The sequence below is a fragment of the Bdellovibrio bacteriovorus str. Tiberius genome, assembly GCF_000317895.1.
Taxonomy (GTDB): Bacteria; Bdellovibrionota; Bdellovibrionia; order Bdellovibrionales; family Bdellovibrionaceae; genus Bdellovibrio; species Bdellovibrio bacteriovorus_F.
Map to the genome: position 1 here is coordinate 1302865 of NC_019567.1, position 22414 is coordinate 1325278.

At 50.7% G+C, this 22414-nt stretch carries 18 protein-coding genes; 6 read left to right on the forward strand and 12 right to left on the reverse strand.

Translation table 11 applies throughout. The features are described from left to right. Positions 1-107: 107 nt before the first annotated feature. The 5 genes from BDT_RS06260 to BDT_RS06280 form a co-directional block, all read right to left on the reverse strand. Positions 108-4895, reverse strand: a complete 4788-nt coding sequence (locus BDT_RS06260; RefSeq protein ID WP_148278736.1) for a hypothetical protein — start codon at positions 4893-4895, stop codon at positions 108-110. Between the two features lie 133 nt (positions 4896-5028). Beyond that, positions 5029-5484, reverse strand: coding sequence for a hypothetical protein (locus tag BDT_RS06265; RefSeq protein ID WP_148278737.1), 456 nt, complete (start codon positions 5482-5484; stop codon positions 5029-5031). Positions 5485-5713: 229 nt separating this feature from the next. Continuing rightward, positions 5714-8662, reverse strand: coding sequence for an L-glutamate gamma-semialdehyde dehydrogenase (pruA, locus tag BDT_RS06270; RefSeq protein WP_015090399.1), 2949 nt, complete (start codon positions 8660-8662; stop codon positions 5714-5716). Between the two features lie 106 nt (positions 8663-8768). Further along, positions 8769-9356: a fumarylacetoacetate hydrolase family protein gene (locus BDT_RS06275; RefSeq protein ID WP_015090400.1), complete on the reverse strand. Its 588-nt coding sequence runs from the start codon at positions 9354-9356 to the stop codon at positions 8769-8771. Continuing rightward, positions 9353-9847 carry a phosphoglycerate mutase family protein gene (locus BDT_RS06280; RefSeq protein WP_015090401.1) on the reverse strand — a complete coding sequence of 165 codons (495 nt, stop codon included), beginning with the start codon at positions 9845-9847 and terminating at the stop codon, positions 9353-9355. Before BDT_RS06280 ends, BDT_RS06275 begins: the two co-directional genes overlap by 4 nt. Before the next feature lie 77 nt (positions 9848-9924). Between BDT_RS06280 and BDT_RS06285 the strand changes: the two genes are divergently transcribed. Continuing rightward, complete coding sequence (locus BDT_RS06285) at positions 9925-10824, forward strand: Hsp33 family molecular chaperone HslO (RefSeq protein WP_015090402.1); 900 nt, start codon at positions 9925-9927, stop codon at positions 10822-10824. Positions 10825-11446: 622 nt separating this feature from the next. Here BDT_RS06285 and BDT_RS06290 read toward each other — a convergent pair. Then, positions 11447-13639 (reverse strand): phospholipase D-like domain-containing protein, encoded by a 2193-nt coding sequence (locus tag BDT_RS06290; RefSeq protein WP_041577250.1) that lies wholly within the window; start codon positions 13637-13639, stop codon positions 11447-11449. Between the two features lie 202 nt (positions 13640-13841). Between BDT_RS06290 and BDT_RS06295 the strand changes: the two genes are divergently transcribed. Further along, positions 13842-14999: a sensor histidine kinase gene (locus BDT_RS06295; protein ID WP_235046280.1), complete on the forward strand. Its 1158-nt coding sequence runs from the start codon at positions 13842-13844 to the stop codon at positions 14997-14999. A gap of 48 nt (positions 15000-15047) precedes the next feature. Further along, a complete protein-coding gene (locus BDT_RS06300) occupies positions 15048-15668 on the forward strand; it encodes a hypothetical protein (protein WP_235046281.1) in 621 nt (206 codons plus the stop codon). Here the strand turns inward: BDT_RS06300 and BDT_RS06305 are convergent. Genes BDT_RS06305 through BDT_RS06320 form a run of 4 tightly spaced genes read right to left on the reverse strand, consistent with a single transcriptional unit; the run spans position 15665 to position 18799 of the window. Beyond that, positions 15665-16570 carry a hypothetical protein gene (locus tag BDT_RS06305; protein WP_015090407.1) on the reverse strand — a complete coding sequence of 302 codons (906 nt, stop codon included), beginning with the start codon at positions 16568-16570 and terminating at the stop codon, positions 15665-15667. The two genes, BDT_RS06300 and BDT_RS06305, sit on opposite strands and share 4 nt — an antisense overlap. Continuing rightward, on the reverse strand, positions 16570-17034 hold the full coding sequence (locus BDT_RS06310) for a hypothetical protein (protein WP_015090408.1): 465 nt from the start codon (positions 17032-17034) through the stop codon (positions 16570-16572). The genes BDT_RS06305 and BDT_RS06310 overlap by 1 nt, the downstream gene beginning before the upstream one ends. Before the next feature lie 39 nt (positions 17035-17073). Then, the gene (locus BDT_RS06315) at positions 17074-17796 is read right to left on the reverse strand and encodes a coenzyme F420-0:L-glutamate ligase (protein ID WP_015090409.1); all 723 of its coding nucleotides are present in this window, start codon (positions 17794-17796) and stop codon (positions 17074-17076) included. Position 17797: 1 nt separating this feature from the next. Further along, a complete protein-coding gene (locus BDT_RS06320) occupies positions 17798-18799 on the reverse strand; it encodes an isocitrate/isopropylmalate dehydrogenase family protein (RefSeq protein ID WP_041577255.1) in 1002 nt (333 codons plus the stop codon). 495 nt (positions 18800-19294) lie between these two features. Between BDT_RS06320 and BDT_RS06325 the strand changes: the two genes are divergently transcribed. The 3 genes from BDT_RS06325 (at position 19295) to BDT_RS06335 (ending at position 20684) form a co-directional block, all read left to right on the forward strand. Further along, on the forward strand, positions 19295-19936 hold the full coding sequence (locus tag BDT_RS06325) for a matrixin family metalloprotease (protein WP_041577257.1): 642 nt from the start codon (positions 19295-19297) through the stop codon (positions 19934-19936). A gap of 108 nt (positions 19937-20044) precedes the next feature. Then, the gene (locus BDT_RS06330) at positions 20045-20275 is read left to right on the forward strand and encodes a hypothetical protein (RefSeq protein WP_041577259.1); all 231 of its coding nucleotides are present in this window, start codon (positions 20045-20047) and stop codon (positions 20273-20275) included. Between the two features lie 115 nt (positions 20276-20390). Next, entirely contained in the window at positions 20391-20684 is a 294-nt protein-coding gene (locus BDT_RS06335) for a helix-turn-helix transcriptional regulator (RefSeq protein ID WP_015090414.1), read from the forward strand. On the opposite strand, the gene BDT_RS06340 is transcribed toward BDT_RS06335, so the two are convergent. Next, positions 20647-21885, reverse strand: a complete 1239-nt coding sequence (locus tag BDT_RS06340; RefSeq protein ID WP_235046282.1) for an Hsp20/alpha crystallin family protein — start codon at positions 21883-21885, stop codon at positions 20647-20649. The two genes, BDT_RS06335 and BDT_RS06340, sit on opposite strands and share 38 nt — an antisense overlap. A gap of 76 nt (positions 21886-21961) precedes the next feature. Further along, positions 21962-22279, reverse strand: coding sequence for a hypothetical protein (locus BDT_RS06345; protein ID WP_015090416.1), 318 nt, complete (start codon positions 22277-22279; stop codon positions 21962-21964). Between the last annotated feature and the right edge of the window lie 135 nt (positions 22280-22414).

Genomic DNA, 22414 nt, shown 5'->3' on the forward strand with positions numbered 1-22414 from the left:
GATACCAAGGAAGGTACTCGGGGAGCATGATGTTCTCACCTCTATTTTAATTAGATTAAGAAAGGCCACTGGAAACAGTGGCCTTTTTCTTTTTTCCGCTAAGACTTTTAGAATCGAGCTGCGCGAACCTGGTGCAGTATGTTCAGGCTGCTGCCGGCACCCCATGGGGTTCGGCAGTATAACTTGTTGGTCGTCGTCAAAGCACAGAACATGGAATTGCTGGTTCCGGAATAGTTGGTGGCGTTGAGTTTGGCGAAGCTGACTCCTGCGGATATCACTGTCGGTGGATTCATGTAATCGCTGATCTGCCAGAAGTGCACGGCACCACCGGTGGTCAGGGCAATCATTTCCCCGTTACCCATGACGACTTGCTGATAGCTGGCGCCGCCGTTTATTGCCACGGGCACGTTGCTGTAACCGTTACCCCAGCATTCCAGATGGGTGCCGGTGATACCACAGGCCGCAGAGTTCCCCAGCGCCAGTTGAGTATACACCCGGCCACCGTTGATCAGTGTGCCGGTGGAATCCGCCGTGCTGTTGTGACCCAGCTTTCCTAGTGAACCGCTGCCCCAGCAGCGCACTTGGCCGTTTTCCAGGATACCGCAGAAGCGGGCCGTACTTAACTGAATGTCGGTATATCGATTGCCCGGGTCCACACTGATCGGGGTTGTGCTGTTACCGGTGCGCATAATCGATCCGGCCCCCCAGCAATACACCTCGTTATCCAAACTGAGTGCGCAACCTGCGGTTCCCACGCTTCGGATGATCGGCTTGAACTTCACACTGGTGGGCACCAGGGTCGGAGTCGTGGTCGTGCCCGTAGGGCAGCCAGAAGCCGACGTTGAACCCCATCTGTACAGATTCCCGGCGGTGTTAATGGCGTTGATACAATAGTTGTCGGCCGTCGCCATCGCCTGGATGGCAAGACCGCCAGTATGCACCAGATCCACTTTGGTGCTGGTGCTGTTGTCTCCCAGAAGCGAGTTGGTGTTAACCCCAGTGCAGTAAGAGGAATCTGACAATCCCAGGCAGATGACGCCCTTGTCGGACATGACCTTGCCGCTGCTGAAGTCCACGGACGGGTGCGCTCTTTTCAGAGGATGAATGGTATTGGAGCAATATGCGCCACCGTCGTTGCGAATGGCACAGACGGTGCCATAGGCCGTTGCCATGTCCTGATAAGAAGAATAGACATCCACGGCCTCCAGCATCGGAGTCGCCGTTTTCGGAACGTCCCCGTAGTTGGTACCATCGCCAAAGCAATAAGGCATGTCATCATCGGCAATACCGCAGACGGAACCGTCATTGGCCTGAATGGTTTTCCAGGCGATATTAGTGTTCAGCAACGTCGGTGTTGAGTAGGTGATGGCATCCTGAATACTTGTGTATCCGCCGCGGACCTGGGCACCCCAGCATTTCAGAGCATTGGTTTCAGTGATGGCACAGACATGGGTGTTGGAGCCGCTGATCTGCAGATATTTCGTCGCACCATCGATAACGGTAGGTGTTGGATTATTTACGATGGTGCCATTCCCCAGTTGGTAAAAGTCATTTCGGCCCCAACACTTGATCTGCTGGTCGTCACGGGTGATGCCACAGACATAAGTGTAAGAGGTGACGTCGCGATATTTCACACCGGAATCCACTTGAGTCAGGACGTTGTAAGTGGCGGTGGCGTTGTTGGCGATTTGTTTGAACGAGTTGTTTCCATAACAGAATAAATCATCTGCCAGAGAAATCGCGCAGATGGTTGAAGACTGTGCTGCCACGACTTTTTTGAACTTGGTTACGCCATCATCAATATAATATGCCGTGATCGGTGAACCGGAAACATCCCAGCAGCGAACACGGTCGTCAGAGGTGATGCCGCAGGCGGTGTAGTATTTCAAATCAATCGACTTGTAAGTCACGCCTGTGTCAACTCCGGTGCCGCTGAGTCCACCAACACCACCACAGTAAACATGGTTGGTATCGGTCAGGGCGCAGAAATTCGTGCGTGTTCCAGTGACCTGTTTAAAGTTTAGAGCCGGCTGGCTGATGATAACCCCGGCGGTGGTGGCATTCGCCACCCCCCAGACCCGCAGTTTCCCGTCATCGGCCACAGCCATGAAGGAAGGTTGGGTGTAGTCGGAACCGTGGGCGATGCTCAGGATTTTTTTGTAACTGCTGGTAGTGTTTTTGATAATGAATCTTTGGCGTGCATTTGCACCGGCGATGTAGTCAGGCTGATTGGTATGAGTGATATAGACATCCAAATCCTTGTCATTGGTGTCGAGCGCATTTGATAAAGTATCAAAAGTGATTTGCGCTGACAATTGGCCTGCCGGCACCTCGACGTATCCCAAAGCAAGATTGTGATCTATCATATAGATCGCATCGCCGCTCAGATTGTAATACACCCGGACAGGGACTGCAGACACTGTATCCAGGGTCACGCCGACGGTGACGCCTGCTTGACCTTCCGTGAACTTTTTGCTGGCAGCGCTGAGGCTGGCATATTTCAGTGACGCCTTTTTCCAAGTGCGGGTCGTGGCCGCGGAATAGTCCTGCCACAGGCCATTAAGTCCATTCAGACCCACCACACAAAGCACCATGTCGTCGCCATCCACATTGGAATTTTGATTTATGAAAATACCCGTGGTCGAACTGATCTGGGCACTGTAGCCCGATGCGTTTGAGCACACGGCATCTTTGCCGAACTTGTATTTAAAGGCCGTGACACCAATGCCACTGACTGTCAGGGCATGATTGGCTTCGGGGGATTTTCCGGTAGGAGCTCCAAAGACAGTCGCCAGTGGGGGCTGCGTGGAAAGCGTGGTGGTAAAGGCGAAAGAGTCCTGCACGACAGAGTTGAACAGCAGATTTCCTGCGATGTTGACCGTGTCGTCATTGTTTCCCGTGACAGTTTGTACCGATTGCCATTGCCCATTGGTGCAGGTCACGCTGGTCGCATTGGGAGCCGTGATATTGATGATAGAGCCATTCGGAGAGCAGGTTCCGGTCATGGTGAAAGTCGGGCCAACATAGCCGTTGGCAACCGGGAAGGACGGGGTGACAAAACGTTGAATGGTATAAGTGTCAGATATGGAATCTTCCACGCTGCCTGCAATTAATAGTTCTGCAGTGGCATTGATAACGGTGTTGTTGGCAACGTTGCCTATGGAGAATGTCTTGCTCCATTGGTTATTACTTGAACAAGTGGTTTCGCCGGTGAAAGTGCCGGAAATTCGGATGACGGCGTTAACCTCGGTACAAATTCCGGAAAGCACAAGGGTGGCGCCCATGTCTGCGGTGGTGATAAACAGGCCCACGCCGGGTGCCGCATATTGAATGGAGGCGGCAACACATTCGGACTCGTTGCCGAAGCTGTCACGGAAACGAGCGCGCAGGTTGATTGTGGGGTTGCTTGTTGTTGATGTGAACTGGACGGAAGGCGCCATGGATTTCCAGGTGCCGCCCGCAGTGCACGAAGTATCTTCTGTCAGATAGTATTCCTTCATGTGCGGTGGAACGTCGAAAGCCACGCGCAAGTTTTTCGAACTGGTCATGGTCGTGTTGTCGTTAATCACCATTTCCTGACGGAATGAATCTTTCGGCATCCAGTAAAGGACGAAGCCCGGTCCTGTATTCTGCGCATCAGAAGAAAAATTAAATGTGAAGGAACCAGGTTGAGTGCTGGTAAACGGCTGCAATCCTAAAGGGGCCACGTTGCCCGAAGCTGAATACAGAGTCTGACCATTTTGGCGGACCGACAGAATATCTTTGTCAAGTTCCGTTTCCAGTGGACTTGCCGGGGTGATGTCCATGGCGATGGTGGCGTTCACTGTGAATGAACAGTTTTCGTTATCGGAGTATCCCGGGTTTTGCATGGGCTTACTGCTGGCAATGACACCAAAGATTGCGCTGGAAGATCCGGCCGTACAAATATTGTGGACTGTGGCTGTATCGATGACAGGAATGTGATCGGTGAAGCATTGACTGATCAGGCCCGAGGCCGTGCGGAACTTTGCAGACACCGGATAAGACGCTGGCGTAGCGGACGGCAGCGTCCAGTTGTGGGCTCCGGCTGTGCGGTTTTGCCAGTTGGTTGCGCCGCTGCAGTCAGCATTATTGAATAAAGTGTATTCATTGAAGATCTGCGGAATATAGAAACGCAAAGTCACGTTCTGGTCGATGGCCAGCTTCAGCTGAATTGGGTTGATCCAGATTCCCATGGTGCCGGAATAGACTTCGATTTTTTTGACCGATGAAAGATTTCCCGCAGCGTCTTTTGCTTGTAGGAATAGATAGCTTTTTCCATCCGGGAAATTCATGTCGCTTTTAACAGTGGTGTAGGGTTCTGCCGCGAACGCGAAAATATCTGTCGCGGAGATAAATGACCGGAAGGTGCACTTGTCATCGAGGTTCTGACAGTCCCAGCTGACAAAGCCCTTGTCATTCAGGATGATATCCGGCATCGCCATCAACTGGGGAGCGGTTGTGTCCTTGTTCAGAGTCTTCGTTTCCGTTTTGATCTTGCTGGTGACATCCCCCAATGCCGACTGGTCCACCGTTAATGTGGCTTCACCGTCAGCCAGAGACTGGACATCCAGCTGGTATTGCCAGACCCCGCCGACCGGACAGGCCATGTGAGTGGCTTCAGCGGCATTAATTTTTACGGTCAGTTCGCCTTCAGATTCATCGCAGAATCCCTGAAGAGTCAGCGTGGTGGTGTTGATATCCACATATTCATTGGCAGGGGCCGTAATCAGTTTTTTGTCTTCGGGAGTCAGAGATCCCACCGCTTCGATCAAGGTGTCGAGTGTACAACCCGGTAGGAGCACGGCACTCGTAATAAGGAGTGCATAGGAAATCACTTTTTTGATTTTCAAAGTTAACGTGCCGATAAACATCATGACTATTTATCGGCATTTACTGGCTTTTTTGTGAGCCGAACAATAAAGAACTGTTCGGTGAAATCAGGGGAAAGTTCGTTTTTGATATGGGAACAGACGGCGTCTTAATCTGAGACGCCAAGAATGAAATAAATCAATTTTCAAACTGTTTGAAGAAATCCGGATCGTAAGACTGCAGTAACGGAGTGTCAGCATGAGGCATTTTACCGTTATTCATCCACTTCAAAATATCCTGAATCAACATTACATCCATGACATACGCTTTCGTGTTCAGCAGGGTGCCGGTGACACCTTTGCGACCCAGTGGTGGGAAAAATACCGGGTAACATTTCAGATCGTTCGACACGGCTTCGGTAAACTGGGCGACGGTGATATCCGGAACAGATGCTGTTGCTGCGATCAGCAGAATCTGTTCATTGTTCAGAGCCTCGCAGTAAAGGCGCTTGCCAGTGGCAGCGCGCTTTTCATTGGTGACGTTCAACGTTCTTTGGGATTGCTCCAGAAAATCAAAAATAAAGCGGTCCGAGGTCACAGCCTGAGCCTGGGCCGTCAGCATGGTGGCAATAGCGAAAAGCAGAAGTTGCTTCATATACATCCTTGGTGATGGAAAGATTAAAAATCAATACCGCAAACAATGCAGGGGCCGGGCCAGCTCTATTGAATTTAGACAGGGATTGAAGCCGGGGGGCGTGAAGTCTTTGCCATGGGTTGTTTAAAGTATGGACGTTCCCTGACAAAGCAAAAGGGGAAGTTTAAAAAGCAAAAAGCCCTTGGGTTGAGCAAGGGCTTTTTGGTGGTTTTCTTAATTTGGAGGAAGACTATTCTTCCGCTGGAGCAAAGCCGCGACGAAGAGTGTTCTCGGTCACGCATGCCGGTTCCATGTACTGTTTCAAGTAATCAGGTCCACCGGTTTTGGAACCGATACCGGACATTTTGAAACCGCCGAATGGATGACGGTCGACCATCGCGCCCGTGATGCCACGGTTCACGTAAAGGTTTCCGACTTCCAGTTCCTCTTTCACACGGTTGATGTTGGCCGGGCTTCTGGAGAACACACCACCAGTCAGAGCGTACTCTGTGCTGTTGGCGATATCCAAAGCCTGATCCAGATTTTTCGCACGGATCACAGCCACAACCGGACCGAAGATTTCGGCTTGAGCCAACTTTGCATCGCCCGGAACCTCACCAAAGATAGTAGGTGGCGCAAAGAACCCGCCGCCCGGCACAGAGCCTTTGAACAGCAGTTTGTGGTTCTTTTCAGCCTCCGCAATCGTTCCAAGGATGCGGTCGTAAGCTTCTTTGTCGACAACAGGCCCCATGTAAGCTTTTGGATTGTCAGCAGGGTGGATTTCGATGGATTTTGCTGTTTCAACCAGACGGTCCACGAAACGGTCGTAAACTTCATCAAGCACGATCACGCGGCTGGCAGCAGAACATTTCTGACCGCTGAAACCAAACGCAGAATAGATAACACCGTCAACTGCTTCATCCAGATCCGCATCGTTATCGATGATCACGGCGTTCTTGCCGCCCATTTCGATGATACAACGTTTGACGTGCTGCTGGCCTGGTTGAACCACCGCTGCGCGGTTCATGATGTGCAGACCCACGGCTTTAGAGCCTGTGAATGCGATCGTCGTCGTGTACTTGTGGTTCACGATGTATTCACCAACTTCTTCACCATAACCCGGCAGGAAGTTGATTACACCTTGTGGGAATCCAGCTTCCTGGATCATTTTCATCAAGCCCCAGGCAACCACTGTGGATTGTTCTGCAGGTTTCATCACCACGGTGTTCCCCGCAACAGCAGCTGCTGTCACCATACCGGCCAAAATCGCCAGAGGGAAGTTCCAAGGAGCAATCACCGCAGTCACACCGCGGGATTTGTAGATGTAGTGAGACAACTCACCCGGCAAGCCACCCACGCGCAGTGGTTTTTGTAGCTCACGCATGTGACGGGCATAGTAACGGCAGAAGTCGATGGCTTCACCGATGTCGCCATCAGCTTCAGCCCATGGTTTTCCAACTTCAAGGACTTGCGTCGCAATCAGCTTGAAACGGTCACGGGTCATGATGTCAGCAAGCTTATCCACCAGGGCAGCACGCTGTTCACACGGAACGTTCTTCCAGGTTTTGTAAGCGGTTTGTGCCGCCTGCATGGCCTGTTCAGCCTGCTCGGTCGTTGCCATCTGGATCTTACCCACGATCTGATCGGACTGGGACGGATTCACACGGTCAAAGATTTTGCCGGATTGCAGATCCTTGTTGTTGATCACAACGTTCACGTTCACCGGCAAAGAGGCTTTCGCTTCCGCCAGAGCTTTTTGCATTTTTTCACGATCGGCTTTCACTGCGAAATCCAACAGTGGTTCGTTATAGAACTTGCCTGGTTTTTTTGGAATGATCGGGGACGTTGGAGTCAAACCTTGCGCCGGATCTTTCAAAAGTTCCGCCATGGATTTGTTGTCCGCGAACTTGCCACGCAGCCAGGATTCATTGGATGTGTTTTCAAGAAGACGGCGAACCAGGTAAGCCATGCCCGGGATCAGTTCGCCGACCGGAGCGTATTCACGCATGCGATAGCCCATGTCCACGATGGTTTTCTTGATGGGTTCTGCCATTCCGTAAAGCATTTGGAATTCCAAAGCCTCTTTCGGGATGTTCAGTTTTTCTGCGTAAAGCATGCACGCTGCCAAAGTTCTGACGTTGTGGGATGCAAAAGCAGGGCGGATGAATTTGATGTTTTCCAGAAGGTACTTCGCGCACAACTCGTAGTTGGCGTCGGATTCTGCCTTGTTGGTGTAAACTGGTACCGGCCATCCACGCTGTTCAGCTTCGATGGTTTCGTAATCCCAGTAAGCACCCTTAACAAGTCGAACCCAGAACGGAGTGCCGCGTTTTTGCGCGAACTCTGTCAGGGCTTTGACGTCTTCGAAGGAATCGCGCAGGTAAGCCTGAATCACGATACCGAAGAACTTGTAATTTTTGAATTCAGGTTCATTGATCAGCTCTGTGAACACTTCCAGTGTCAGGTGTTTGACCGAGTACTGTTCCATATCCAGATTTACGAACACGCCTTTTTCCATACCCAGACGGAACACGGAACGCAGGCGTTCTTTCAGGATTTTTTTGGATTCATCCCAAGCCGCATCTTTGATCTGGGAATAAAGTGCCGTCATCTTCACGGACACATTCACTTTAGGCAAAGCGCCTTCGTGATCGCGATCGATCTGCGGAACTTCGTCCCACTTTTCAGCGTCTTTCGCCAGCCAGGTCACCAGCTCCATATACTTGCTGCTGTAATCCTGCGCTTCTTTTTCAGAAAGTGTCGCTTCACCCAGGATGTCCACGGTGAAGGTCATTTTGTTTTTGCGGGCTTTTTTCAGTACCGGCAACGCTTCATCCGGGCTTTCGCCAGTGATGAACATTTTTGCCATACCCATAACGTTCTTTTTGATCGCACCCGCCATCAGGCCCGGAGCCAAAGAACCCAAACCAAGTCCCACGTTGAATACCGGAGGCAGCGTGCCGCCGTCTTCAGAGAAGTATTCTTTCAGGTGGCGCGCAACTTCATCCCCTGAGTTGATGGATGGAAGCACGTCCACGAAACGGAACATGTTGGTTTTGAATTTTTCGTTTTTCATGCTCCATTCCATGATGGAGCCATACCAGAAGTCTTTGGAGAAAATAGAAGCCTTGGACTGGCTTTCCATGCGTTTCAGAATCTCTTCACCACGGGAGACAATTTGCGACTGAATGTCGTTCATATGCTTTTACCTCTACAGAAGGGCCGCATATTCTCACGGGGATATAAAAATTCAAGCGATTAGTGTTCCGGGAATAGGGGTGGAAACAGGGGATTGACGCAAATGGCTAGCGAGCCAGCCATTGGTGTTTCATTTTTCCCACGATTTCGGCTTCCAGATTGTCGCCACGGCGAATAGGGCCGACCCCGGCCGGAGTGCCGGTCAAAAGCAGGTCACCGGGTTCGACCGGGAAGTGCTGACGCACGAATTCGATCAATTGTTCAAACCCGAAAATCATCAGGTTGGTGTTCCCCATCTGACGGGTTTCGCCGTTGATTTTTAGAATAATTTCAAGGTTCTTTAGCTCTTCCAGATCATCCACCGGAAAGAACGCCGAAAGGGGAGTCGCCCCTTTGAAGCTTTTCGCCAAAGTCCAAGGGTGTCCCTTGGATTTCAACTGATTTTGCTTGTCCCGGTCGGTCAGATCCAGAGCGATGCAAGCTTCATCGATTTGCAGGTTTTCATCAAACTGCAACGCCAGTTCCACCTCGTGATGAACCTCTTTCATCCAGGCGGGAACGACCAATTCTTTGGCGGCCAAAGTGGCGGTGCTTCCGGCTTTCAAAAAGATCATCGGTTCAGTCGGAACTTCGTTACCCAGTTCTTTGGCGTGTTCAGCATAGTTGCGGCCGACAGCCCAGATATTGCGAATCATAGTTGAATCCTTTTCAGTTCGATGAATTCAAAAACGCCGTCGGAATTCACATGAAAACCAACGTGCTGGCAGGGACTCCAATGGGAAAAATCAGCATCCGAAGAAAGATCCTTGTCAGCCGGTGCCACACCCATGGCTTCAACCACCCAGTCATAGTGGGAGCACATGAAAATGGTCGCCTCAGATTTGGTGGCGGCATTTTCCAGAAGCTTGCTGATGCGGTTGCGAAAATCACTCAGGGTTTCGTCGCCTTTTTGTTCTAGCAGTGCGTCCTGAGTGATCAGGGGCAGGCCCAGATGTTGGGATAGGGGACGGAAGGTGCTGTGGGTGCGCTTTTTAGGGGAAACCCAAAGCTCCGTAGGACGCGGTAATTCCTCTTTAAGCACCTTGTCGAGCAGTTTGGAGGCTTGAGCATGTCCCTCGGCCGTGAGATCGGGGTCTCCGGAAAAATCCATGGCTTTCTGGGCGTGTCTAAAGACGTAGATCTTCATTGCGGCGGGCTCTCTTCTGCTTGAAATTAAGGTCGTGCTTTGTTAGGGTCATTTTCCATAAAGTCCGGGAGTTTGTCATGAGTAAAGAACGAGTTCATCGCTTCGTATCCAAAGATCTGACTGTGCGTATTGCCGCAGTGAATGCGACTGAAGTCGTTCGACACATGCAGGGTCTGCAAAATACCTATCCATTGGCCACGGTGGCTGTGGGTCGCAGCATGGTGGGAGCTCTTTTGATGGCGGCTCAGCTTAAGGACGATCAAATGGTCGGCTTGCTTTTCCGCGGCAACGGCCCGTTGGGAAGCATCTATGCCGAAGCGTCCTACAACGGACACGTGCGTGGTTACACCGCAAACCCGCAATATCAACCAGCTAACTATGACAATGGCTTGTCTTTGAAAGACGCCATCGGTATTGGGCTTTTGAGTGTGGCCCGACATCAGCCATTCCAAAAACAACCATTCCAGGGAACGGTTGAACTGGTCAGCGGAGAAATCGGGCAGGACATCGCCCACTATCTGCACCAGTCCCATCAAATCCGTTCTTTGGTTTCTTTGGGTGTATATCTGGACACTTACGGCAAAGTCCGTTCTGCTGGCGGCGTACTAATTGAAGTCATGCCCGGCGTGGACGAAGCCGTCGTGGAAAGAATCCAGAAAAACTACGAAGACAAAAAACCAAACATTTCCCAAATGCTTTTGGATGGCGCGACTGCCGAACAACTGCTGGCCCCGTTCATGGATGGCATCCCGTTTGAAGAAATCGAACACAAACCCGAAGTTGAATACTTCTGCCCATGCACCAAAGACCGCGTGATGCGCGCTTTGGAACTTTTGACGGTGGAAGACTTTGAAGACATGATCAAAAAAGCCGAACCAGTTCACGTGACTTGTCAGGTTTGTGGTCGTCCTTACGAGGTTTCCATTCCAGAAGTGCAGGAGCTTAAAGACAAGCTTCACAAGGAATCCCTGCACTAGTTTTTTTCGGGTGTCGCGGGGTTTGCCGGGCAGTAAGGCCTTGCCCGGCGCTACGGGCGGCACGGCATCCTGCCTCGTCGCTTCCACCTACGCCTTCGGCTACGGCGGAGGGCCATCCAGGCCCCGCGAAGGCCGCCCTCCGGCCAGGCAATTCCTTACTGCCCGACAAATCGGCTTCGATCAATTAGGGCAGGGGAACTTGGGAAGCTTCTCTTCAAGATCCACGCTTCAAAAACAAAACTTCAAAAGAAGAATTTCCACAAACTGACAATCGACGTCTGCGCCGCGAAGAAAAATTCAGTACAAACATATTCAATGACTTCTTCCGCGCGAATGCGCATCTGCAAATAGAAAAGAATCTTAGAAATTAACGACGAACCCTTTCGAGGTCGCGCAGCGACTCTTCGAATTCTTTTTCTTAAATGTTCCTTGGTAGTTACGAAATTGGGAACAAGGCCGGGGAAGCCCGGCCGGAGTTCGGCCTTCGCGGGGCCTGGATGGCCCTCCCACCGCAGGTGGGAAGCGACGAGGCAGGATGCCGTGCCGAACGGAGCGCCGGGATTCACCGGCCTTGCTCCCAATCCCCGCATCCCGCACGGACCATCACCAGAACGAAAAGGAATTAGAAGAGCGAATCTCCCCAGTCGATGAGCGTGGAGTTGATCCACCCAATCTTTTCCTGGGCCGTGATTCTTCGGCCTTTACTGATATAGTCCAGGGCTTCTTTGCGCATTTCTAGTGCGGTGGGGCCATGCAAAATCAACACTCCGCTTTCGGTGTCGTGAATGAAGCTTCGGCGGTTCATGTTGACGCTGCTGATGAAGCTTAGCTTTTTGTCGATCACCAGGATTTTCGAGTGCATGATCGAATTTGGCTGAGTCCACTCGAAGATTTCCACGTTTTTCAAATGGCGGTTGATGCCTTGTTTGTTCACGTCTTCGGCGATCTTTGGTGTGCCATCGCCCGCCAGATGAATACGGGTGATGATCTTTACTTTTACTTTGCGTTGAACGGCGCGGTCCAACGCTGCGCTGATTGCCACGGACGGGCGGAAGTAGGGCGTGGTCAACAGCAGTTCAGACTGGGCTGAATCAATCATGTCGATATAGAATTTTTCCAGCTGATAGCCGTCAAAGTAAGGCATCGAAGTGATGTGTCGAACCAGAGGTGCGGCATAAGGAAGTGAGCGCAGGCGCGTGACCTGATCTGCGGTGGCTTCTTTAGGCACGTTGATGTTTGTGGATCGGTGGCGCTGGGTTTCTGGATCACGCATCCAGAAGGCCAGCATCTGGGCCATCACGGATTTTACGAATGCATAACCGCGGATTTCGATTTCGAAATCGTCATAGTAAACATAAGCCTCTTCGCCGTCGCCGTAGTTCTTCAGGTATTTGTAGGCCTTATAGAAAGGCGTGTCGCTGAAGATATAGGAATCACGAATGTTGCGACCACCGGTGATCAGGAAGCTGTCTTTGGTGTTGGTGCTGGAATGACCAATGATCAGTTTCGTGTGATTCACACGGTGGAACTTGTCAAACCAGCCGCCGTTGTTTTCATCAGACAGTACATATTTATAATACTGCACTTTGATGTTCGGAAGGCCCTGTTGCAAGCGATCCAGAATCGCTTTGTCTTTTTTAGTCATGGTCACTTCAGGAACCAGAATGCGAATTTGTGTTCCTTGCTGCCCGTGATAGCGTAGAGCGCTGGACAGCACCATGCCATAGAAATCCGCCGAGAAATTCAAAGAAGAAACCCAGATGATGTCAAACTTCGGAGCTTTCGAAAAATCCAGCTCTGCCAACGGGTTCTTGTTGTTGAAGTCCTTGCGGCTCAGCGGGGAGCCGGTCAGTGCCAGGATCTTTTGATTGATCGACACATAGGGATCACGCAAGTTCACAAGTTTATCGAAAGTCTGCGGGCAGGTTGTATAGTTGAAATCCTGCTTCCAGAAGAACGCGGTCGCGTCGTTACCGAAGTTTCCGTCGGGACGAGCACAGATGTCGATCTGATTTGTCAGTTTGATCCACTCTTTAGAGGCGCGCCCCAGATCCACCAGTTGTACACCGTTGGTCCACGTTTTTGATTTTTCTGGATCGTAGAAGGACAGTCGGCAATAGTTTACTCGGGGAGTGAACTTCACCCGTACCCTCTGGCCGTTTTCCTGATTGTAGTACCAGTTGAATTCATAGACGCGGCTTTGCTGTTCACTTGAAAAGATCCAGCCTCCCGGGTGAATGATGTCACCATCGCATTCAAGGCGTGCCTTCAGAAACTTCTTTCGTGTGTTTTTTTCTTCGCGGAAAGGAGAGTCCGGTACGGGAATATCATTTTCAAAACGCAAGATATAGGTGCCATAAAACTGATGTTCGATGGGAAATGATCCTTGATGTGATGATCCGAACTTAAAATCATCCATCGAACGGATTCTTAGAACCTCTTCTTTTTCAAACAGACGCGGGCGGAAGGTGGCTTCAAACCACGGACCCAGGCCGGACCATTCACGCAGATAAAGTTTTGAGGACAGCTGGCTGATTTCGGCGTTGCGTTCACTGAGCAAGGCTTCTACGCGGGGCCAGTTTTCATTGGCGTGATCGAGGTCTTTTTGGAATTTCGCGTTTTGCTGGCCTTTTTGGAAAAGTTCCTGGTTGTATTTCCAGTCCTTGTTCCAATAACGGGAAAGCTCGACGTCGATTTCCTGAATGCGGTTGGCGCGTTCATCGTCATACATAACAGAGCTCGGTGCGCGCTGCGGGCCCGTGCATGAAGTCAGTAATGTTATGGCCAGTGCAAGGCCTCCCAAGAGCTTATTCATCAAGTACTAAAACGGCTCGTCACAGCGAAAAGTTAACGATTTTCCTTAAGAAATTTCCAAAAATTAACAACGACCCGGTTTCGTCTCCTGTTAAAAGTTTATACAGGTCCCTGGGGGTTTTGGTTGAGGGCAGGGCGGACCGGGCTTTGCTTGTGTTTAAGGTATGGAAAACACAAGAGCTTCGTCTCAAAATGAGATCCCCGTGAAATGGCTGTCGGTCTTTGTGATCGTAAGTCTGGTGGTCGCCGTACTTAGTTTCGGCTACGAAGTTCATCGTGCCAAGGATTCTGTCCGTCAGTATGTTGGGATCTGGGAAGACGACATCGCCCGCGCCAAATTATTCCAAGGCGACCCAACCCTGCAAAATAAGATTCTGAAGCAGCTTAAAGAAGTTCACACCGCTGTTGTGAAAAGTGAAGTTCAGAACCCTGAATCTTTGCAGTGTCTGGTTTCCACTGAAGTTCCAATCACTTTGAATTCTTTGCCGGCCGGTAAAATGGCGGTGTGTTTTGGTCCGTCTGAACTGGCGGTCAAAGCGCTGACTTCACCGGTCTTCATGCTGGGTGTGGTGCTGGGTTTGATCCTGCTGGGCTTTGGCTATCGCCGTGAATTCCTGGCAAGATTGCACGAACAAAAACTTGAATCCGAACTGGCTCGCAATAAGGAAATTTCTGAGATCTCGCGCCAGGTGGCCCATGACATCCGTGGTCCTTTGATGGCTCTGACGACTTTAAGTCAGTTGTCCCATGATATGAGCTCTGAAAAGAAAGAACTGTTTGATCACGCTGTGGCTCGCATCAAGGGCATTGCCGAAGACCTGCTGGCCAAGGGCCGCAAACAAAATGCAGGATCCAGTGTTCCCGCCGTTAAAACATCACAGCAGGATCTGACGACCTTGATGGATTCTTTGTTGAAAGAATATCGTTTCTCGCATCCTTCTGTGAATTTCACATGGCACAAGCACATTCATTCCGATACGGTGAAAGTGAATCTGGAATCCGTGAAAGTCCAGCGTGTGGTCAGCAACCTGCTGAACAATGCCCTGGAAGCGTTGCCGGAATCAGAGGCCTCGATCAATCTGACATTGATGGAGCGTCAGGATCACTGGCTGCTTCAGATCATGGACAATGGCAGTGGCATTCCAGAGGACATTTTGCCAAAACTGGCTCAAGAAGGCGTGAGCTTCGGCAAAGACAACGGCAATGGACTGGGTCTGTATGATGCCAAGAAAACCCTGGAATCTGTGGGCGGTGACCTGCAGATTCGTTCCCGCGTCGGTGTGGGGACCCAGGTGATTCTGCGATTCCCCAAGACGGTCGAGGCGGGGCTTGACCGCGCGGTGGCGACTCATCATCCTTAATCCATGTACCGCACATGGAAATATCTCGTCGTAAAAAATGAACAGGATTTGAAAAACTGGGCGCGCCTGCAACGGCTGGCAAGGCATCGCGGGCTTCCGGGCTTTTTGATGGTCGTTGTTTTTGCGGCCTGTGCCCTGATCAGTCTGGGACTGGCCGGTTTCTTTGGGATGATGGCTTATTCCCATCAGCTGCCGATGTGGTCTTCGGTGGGAAGTGCGCTGGCGATGCTGCTTTTGGCGGGAACTTTCGTGTTTGGCTCTCGCGTGTTTTTGCGCGAGCGGCAGATGGATGTTTTAAGAAAATTTCTGCGTCATCCGGACAGTGGCAGCTTCGTTGTCGGCAAACTGACTTCTTTCAATTATGTGGCGGGCGATAGCCGCAAGCTTTCGCGCTATTTCGTGGAAGGGGAAGCGGAAGGCCCACAAGGGCAGACTTTGTTTGTCGGGGAATTCTTTGATGCCGACATCTGGCCCTTCACCACGGAAGAAGGCGACCGTCAGATTCAAAAAGACGATGACTGGTATGACCTGAAGGGCAAACGCAGAACTTTGCCGATTCCTGCTTATTTTATCTGTGAGACGAATGATCCCAAAATCGGGGTGTTGGTGGGCATCGATCAGGCGTTGCTGAATGATGCCCTGAAGCGCAGTGAAATGAAGACTGTCTAGTTGTCGATCTCGATTCCCAGAACATTTTCGATGGTCTTTTCGTAAATGTCTTTTTTCTTGGCTTTGACCGGAGCCGTTTCGCGACGGCGTTCGCTGCCAGCACTTGTCGGGAAGGCTGCAAACAGATCGCGCTCTTTGCCGTCCGCGGTGATTTCAAACTTAAATTCACGGTCTTTGCAAATTGCCACCAAGGAAGCGCTGCCACTGAAGGTTTTTGCCGCCGTGATTTGCAGTTCGCTGATATTTAAAGTCGTGATTTTGATTTTCAGATCCTGTTCGCGCGGGTTTTCGATGTTTTCAATCGCGCAGGGGAAGGTCAGCAAAGTCGGATTCTGATGACTTGCAAACACCCGGGCAGGGAAGGACGGTTCTTGTGGATTGGTGCCGGTGAATTTCATTTCACTGACCACCAGGCCCCACGGGTTTTCCAAACTGCGTTCCGTGGTGTTCAGACGGATCTGAGTTGTGGCGAACAGTTGGTTTTTTTGCGTGTCTTCGGTGATCTGAAGTTGCAGCAGGGCCTTATAGCTGCCATCCGCCAGCAATTTCAAGCTGATCAGGCGTCCGATCTGGGACATGTTTTTCTGCTGCACTTTTTCACGCAGACGGCTGACTTCGCGGATGCGTTCTTCGCCCAGTTTAGGTGCCATCAAAAACGCCAGCGACGTTTGCGATTGCCAGAAGTTGTTAGAGTCATAGTTGAAGAAGCGTTCCAGGTACTGGCGCAGGAAGGTCATGCGTTCCATTTCGCCCATCTGGATATTCTGCAGGGATTCTTTCCCGGCATCAATGGTCACGGCAACAACACGCGGATTGTTCTTAAGCTGCCAGTATAGATAAGTGACGACTGAAGCCCATATCACTGAAGTGGCCAGCAGTACCGACAAGACCCGCGTTTTCATTATTCACCTTTTTCCAAAGGGAGGATTTCGATCATCTGATCGCGGTGGTATTTTTTGTTTGGGCCTTCATCAACCCACTGGTCGATTTTGTAAAGTTTGATTTTGGCTTTGCCGCTTTGGAAGTATTTTTTGTCGGCTTTGCCGGTGGTTTCTTTCAGCAACGTCGCAGGCCCGTTCTGGAAGAAATCCAGTTGTGCCTTCATCTTTTCAGTTTCAAGGCGCATCAGTTCCATGTCTTTTTCGTCGTTATAATAGTAATTGGCAGCCACAGCCGAAACGACACCCAAAATCCCACCCCAGTAAAGGGCATGCAGTTCAGGACGTTCATCTTCAGGGGCGGTGGCAGCACCCAGCGCGGCACCCACACCGATACCGACACCGGTGGCAGCCAGACGGCTTTTTTGGTTGGTGGCACAGGCAGACATCAGCAGGCAGAATCCAAGAAGCAAACACATTGATTTCATGTAACCAATGTTAAGTTTAAAACCGGGATCAGGCAAACCCTACTTCATGAGATGTTTGTAAAGAGGCAGGTACATGTCGTCTTCCGGAGCAAACTGCAGATCCTCACGACGGGGATTTTCGTTGAAGGTCACCGGAGCATTATAGATCAGGGCCAGCGGACAGCGTTCAGCGGCTTCACCCATCATCAGGACTGCTGAAACAGCCAGACTGTCGGCGAGATTGATCTGGGTCATTTTCAGCTCTCGACCAAAGATGTCTTTTTCACCCACCATGCTGCGAACTGGATCAAAGCCTGCAAAAGACAGCGCAATCCCGGTCACTCCATTACGCAAAGGACTGGTGTGTGAATCCGTCACGATGATACCCAGGTTTTTAAGTCCTGTGCGCTCGCAAAGGGACTGGCGCAGTTTTTCGGCAGAAAGATACGGATCATGCGGGTACAGGATATAATCGCCGTTTTCAGAATTGGATTCATCAATGCCGGCAGCTGGTAAAAGCAGACCTTCTTTGATGGTCAGGGACACGCCGTGACCGATTTCACCCAAATAGTGATCAGCCTCGCGGCGGATCAGGTCTTTTTTGTCGATGCTGTTTAAAGGCACCAGGCGGTTTTCCGCCAAAGAGATGATCTTGGAAGTGATGGCAAGAAGGATCCCTTCCTGCCATTGGGATTTTTCGACATGAGCCAGGATGAACTCCGCCAGATTCCCACCTTGATGGAAGATCGCTGTGCGAACTGGAGAGATCACCAACTGTGTCATATTAGTGGCCCAGGCGCTGGATGATAGCGTCGGTGAAGGATACAGTCGTACCTTTACCACCCAAGTCACCAGTTCTTGCATTAACGTCAGAAAGAGCAGCGATCAAAGCCTTCATGATTGCATCGGCTTTGGCATTTTCGCCCACGTGCTGAAGCATCATCACAGCAGATTGCAGCAACGCAGTTGGATTGGCTTTGTTTTGACCGGCGATATCCGGTGCAGAACCGTGAACCGCTTCAAAGATCGCGTGATTCGCACCGATGTTTGCACCCGGAACCACGCCCAAGCCGCCGACAAGGCCCGCGCACAAGTCAGACAAAATGTCGCCGTAAAGGTTTTCAGTCACGATCACGTCAAACTGCTGAGGTTTGGTCACCAGCTGCATGCAGGCGTTATCAACGATAACGTCTTTGGTCGTGATGGTTGGATACTGCCAGCCCACTTCCTGCGCCACTTTCAGGAACAGACCATCAGAAAGTTTCATGATATTGGCTTTATGAACGATCGCCATGCGAGGTTTGCCGGTTTTCTGAGCCAGATCATAAGCGTAACGGGCAATGCGCTCAGAACCTTTGCGCGTGATGCGTTTGATGCTTTCCGCAGTGTCTTCATCGACCATGCGTTCGATACCCGCGTAAAGGTCTTCGGTGTTTTCGCGCACGATGGTCAAATCCACGTCAGAACAAACACACTGAACACCAGGCAAAGAGCGAACCGGGCGCACGTTGGCGTACAGGTCGAACTTTTGTCTCATGGTCACGTTGATGGATTTGTGACCGCCGCCCACCGGAGTGGTCGTTGGGCCTTTGATTGCCAGTTTGGTTTTGTTGATGGAATCAATGGTGGTCTGAGGCAGCAATTCGCCCAAAGAATTCAGAGCCACTTCGCCAGCTTGGTGCTCTTCGTATTCAAACGGAGCGTGTACGTGTTTAAGAACGCGAATGACCTGAGCCATAATCTCAGGGCCGATACCATCACCGGGAATCACTGTCAGTTTCATCATTGGGGAACCTTTCTGGTTGAAAGGTTTTTACTTATCAAAGATGCGGTCTTTTTCCAAGGATTGAACGTCGCGCGCGCGGCTGGCGGGAGGAGCTTTTCTTCAGCTCACCACCAGGGAAGGTAGGATGTGGGATGTGTTGTGTGGACCACTAAGGTTTCCCCGATTGGGGTGGGGTCCGATTGTCTCTATTTGAGACATACTTCCTACTAAAGCAATCGGCGGGCCAGTTTGTTTGGGATCCTTTTGCACCACACTTTGCGGCGAAGGGGTGTTCAAAGCTTTTACAGAGAAAACTGCATATAAAATCAAGCACTTAGGCTAAATCCAAGGACCTGTCGCTAAACCTGACGGCTTTTCCTTGGCGTTGGGTGGTTTTAAGGCTGATTCCTGACTCCATTGAATAGGTCAATAAAAGCAGCGGCTTAGGGTGATTCTTCGGTGCCGGCCAAGGTGGCCCTTTCCTTGTAATAGATCAAGGCAGAGGAGGTCGCTCGCATGTGGAAGTGGCTTGGGACCGCATTGGTCCTATCAATAGCATTAGTAGTACAAGCCTGTGCGCCGAAATCCCAGGAAGACTGTGGTTTCGTGCAAAACGTGTATGGCGAACGAATCTCCTGGAAAAGCGATGCTCCAGTGACGATGCAACTGCATACCTCTATTCCGGATTCAATGGTGCCAGCGATCATGCGTGCAGCAGAAACCTGGGAACGCACCGCCGGACGTAAACTTATCAATATCATTCAATACCCGCGCTATAGCGGACCGATTGTTCCCCACAAAGACGGACAGAACATCATCTATTTGATGGATGCATGGGAAAGCAACCGCGCTTCGGAACAGGGCCGGACAAGTGTTTACTGGATCGGGGACCTGATCAAGGAAGCCGACATTCGTTTGAACGGCTATGACTTTAATTTCTATTGGAATAATCAACGTCTGACGACGGCTGTAAACCCAGCACGAAAGTCATCTGGCGAGGTCAATATTGAAGCCCTGGTGCTTCACGAGATGGGACACGTCCTGGGCCTGAAACACAAGGACGGCGCGGGTTCTGTGATGGCGACCTATCTGTCCAGTGGTGATGATCGGGTGAATCTGGCTGAGGTGGATTCGTCAGCCCTGCAGTGCGAGTACTAGCGCCGAGCAGTGTAAAATGTCCATGTAAGTTTATTTAAGTTGTTGGAATTGAAAGAAGCTAACTAGACTTTGATTTCGCGCCTGAGAACGCAGGTGAAGGAGAACAAGATGAGAGTGATCACATTGGATAAAAACGCACAAGTTGAAGCTGTGGTGACTGAGTCTGTTGTTGAATCCTTCTCTCCTGTGGCTCACAAGGCTTACCATGAAATGGCGGATAAACCGGTTGTTGAAGTCGATGCTTTGACTCAGTTGCACGCCAATCTTGAAATGCTTCAGGATCTGCAAACACGTCTTGCGTTTGTGATGCGTGAAGTTCGTTATTTGATGAAAGTCTAAGGAACACCCGTTCCAGCTGATTCCTTCTCTCCACCCCGGGGAGAAGAAAATATAATTTCGTACTGCGTACTTCTGTATGATGACAGTTTAAACAAATTCCGATTAAATTTCGGATATGAAACAACATCCTGAAGAATTTCAAGCTTACTTCAAAACTCATTTCGATAAATGGGGACTTACCAAAACTGAATGTGAAGTCGGTGGTTTGATTCTTCTTGGCCTCAGCCTGCGTGAAATCGCGGACAGAAGGGGCACTTCTGAAACGACAACTCGTCAACAAGCACTGAGCCTTTATAAAAAAGCTTCAGTGGAAGGACGTCATCAGTTGTCGGCTTATTTCCTGGAAAATCTGCTGGCGGCGCAAACGATTGTTAAGCCTTACGTTGAAAGCGGGTCGGGATCCCTTTAGGGATGTGATAGACAACCCAGTCACCATCGCGCTGGCGGGTCATGCCCTCGGTGATGACGGGCTTGTCGAAAGCAAACTCTTCCCGGAATGTCTGGAAGTTAGAGCTGCTGACACTTTTGTTATCTTCTTCAATCTTGTCCTTGAAAGAACGCTGACCTGAAACGGTCGCGCGATCATTCTGAATCGTGACCTTTACGGAATCCTTTTCATGCTCTGGCACAAAGGCGCGCAGAATATAGAAATCAGGATTTTCCTTCATCTGACTGCCACGGTCTTCAACCTTGTAGAACGGGTCAGCTTCTTTTGTCGAATACTTGCTGGCGGCCTTCACAAAGTCTTTGCGGGTTTCAGCCAGTTCACGCACATAGCGTTGCTTTTGAATGTTCAAGGATTCGCGGTTGGCATCTTCCGTGTGCTGGTAAGTGCTTTGGAAGCGGTCGTTCTGGTTGTCCAGAGCGTTTTCGTAAGCGACTTTCTGGTGTTGCAGACGGGAAGAGTACTGCTTGTTCAGATTCCCTTCGCGGGATTCCCATTGGGTCTGCTGCTGGTCATAGCGTTTGGCATAATCACTGTCCTGACGAGCCAGTTGTTTTTGCTGCTTTTCATTTTCAACAACCAGAGCCTTTTCACCGCGCGCACGCAGTTCGCCGTATTCTTTTTCATTGCGGGTGCGCACGCGCTCTTGCACGTTGCGGCCACGATCCACTTCGTTTTTCAGGCTGGCATCGTTCTGGGTGCGCTGCTGCTCCAGGCGGCGGTCGCTGAATTCATTCAGCTGGGACATGTCCTGGTTGTATTTTTCTTTGGCGCCTTTGATGTCATCAGCACTTTTGGTGCGGATGTATTCCACGCGTTCGCTGGCATCTTTTTCAATGCTGGCCACTTTCTGACGGGAATCGGTCTGAGCCTGGGCAATCTGTTCGGTGCGCTTGTTGCGGGTGGAGTTCAGTTTGTCGTCATAGCTCTTTGCCAGTGCCTGGGTTTTGGAATTGTATTTATCAGTCAGGCGCTGGCGGTCTTCCACGGCTTCGGCGGCGGCCTCTTGCTGGCTTTTGCGAATGTGATTGATAGCGGCGTTGTTTTGTTCTTGCAGACCGGACTTCTTGTCGTTGTAGTAGTCTTTAAGATCAGCAAGCTGGGCTTCATTCTCTTTCACGAGCTGCTTTTTTTTGCGCGCGTGATCGGCTTGAAGTTCACTCAAATCCGCTTGCTGGGCTTTTCTCGTGGAATTGTCAATTGACGACATGAAATCAGTGTATCAAATCGACACACAGGTTTTAAGGTGCCGGGTTGGGCTCGGCAGGAATCTGGCCTTTCGGGTTGGGGCAGTGGGGCTGGAAATCACTGGTGCGCCCATAACAGCGCCAAGTATCGATGTAAGTGACCTCTTCATCGGCGGCCACCGGATAGTAATAGCGGTATTGGACGTGATCCAGGGTGCTTTCGACTAGACGGAAGTCTTGCGTCTCGGGTTGTTGTGCCTGAGGGTTGGCGGATCTTTTTGTGATCTTCAGAACAAAGACCCGGTACTCGGCCTGTGCAAAGGCCGGCAGCAGAACAAATAAGAAAGCCGATAAGAAGATCCGATATTTCACAGTTCTTCCTATCGGCTTTGCGGTGGGAATCTTGAAAGACACCAAATCCGACCTCTTCAGAATAGCACTCTGTCGGCACATCGCATTAAATAAGCGCGGTGATGTCGAATTAATACTCTAAGCTTTAGACGAAAT

Bases quoted from the DNA above. Each gene is read 5' to 3' on its own strand.
- BDT_RS06260 (WP_148278736.1), bottom strand. From the start codon at position 4,895: ATGATGTTTATCGGCACGTTAACTTTGAAAATCAAAAAAGTGATTTCC.
- BDT_RS06265 (WP_148278737.1), bottom strand. From the start codon at position 5,484: ATGAAGCAACTTCTGCTTTTCGCTATTGCCACCATGCTGACGGCCCAG.
- pruA (WP_015090399.1), bottom strand. From the start codon at position 8,662: ATGAACGACATTCAGTCGCAAATTGTCTCCCGTGGTGAAGAGATTCTG.
- BDT_RS06275 (WP_015090400.1), bottom strand. From the start codon at position 9,356: ATGATTCGCAATATCTGGGCTGTCGGCCGCAACTATGCTGAACACGCC.
- BDT_RS06280 (WP_015090401.1), bottom strand. From the start codon at position 9,847: ATGAAGATCTACGTCTTTAGACACGCCCAGAAAGCCATGGATTTTTCC.
- BDT_RS06285 (WP_015090402.1), top strand. From the start codon at position 9,925: ATGAGTAAAGAACGAGTTCATCGCTTCGTATCCAAAGATCTGACTGTG.
- BDT_RS06290 (WP_041577250.1), bottom strand. From the start codon at position 13,639: ATGAATAAGCTCTTGGGAGGCCTTGCACTGGCCATAACATTACTGACT.
- BDT_RS06305 (WP_015090407.1), bottom strand. From the start codon at position 16,570: ATGAAAACGCGGGTCTTGTCGGTACTGCTGGCCACTTCAGTGATATGG.
- BDT_RS06310 (WP_015090408.1), bottom strand. From the start codon at position 17,034: ATGAAATCAATGTGTTTGCTTCTTGGATTCTGCCTGCTGATGTCTGCC.
- BDT_RS06315 (WP_015090409.1), bottom strand. From the start codon at position 17,796: ATGACACAGTTGGTGATCTCTCCAGTTCGCACAGCGATCTTCCATCAA.
- BDT_RS06320 (WP_041577255.1), bottom strand. From the start codon at position 18,799: ATGATGAAACTGACAGTGATTCCCGGTGATGGTATCGGCCCTGAGATT.
- BDT_RS06325 (WP_041577257.1), top strand. From the start codon at position 19,295: ATGTGGAAGTGGCTTGGGACCGCATTGGTCCTATCAATAGCATTAGTA.
- BDT_RS06330 (WP_041577259.1), top strand. From the start codon at position 20,045: ATGAGAGTGATCACATTGGATAAAAACGCACAAGTTGAAGCTGTGGTG.
- BDT_RS06335 (WP_015090414.1), top strand. From the start codon at position 20,391: ATGAAACAACATCCTGAAGAATTTCAAGCTTACTTCAAAACTCATTTC.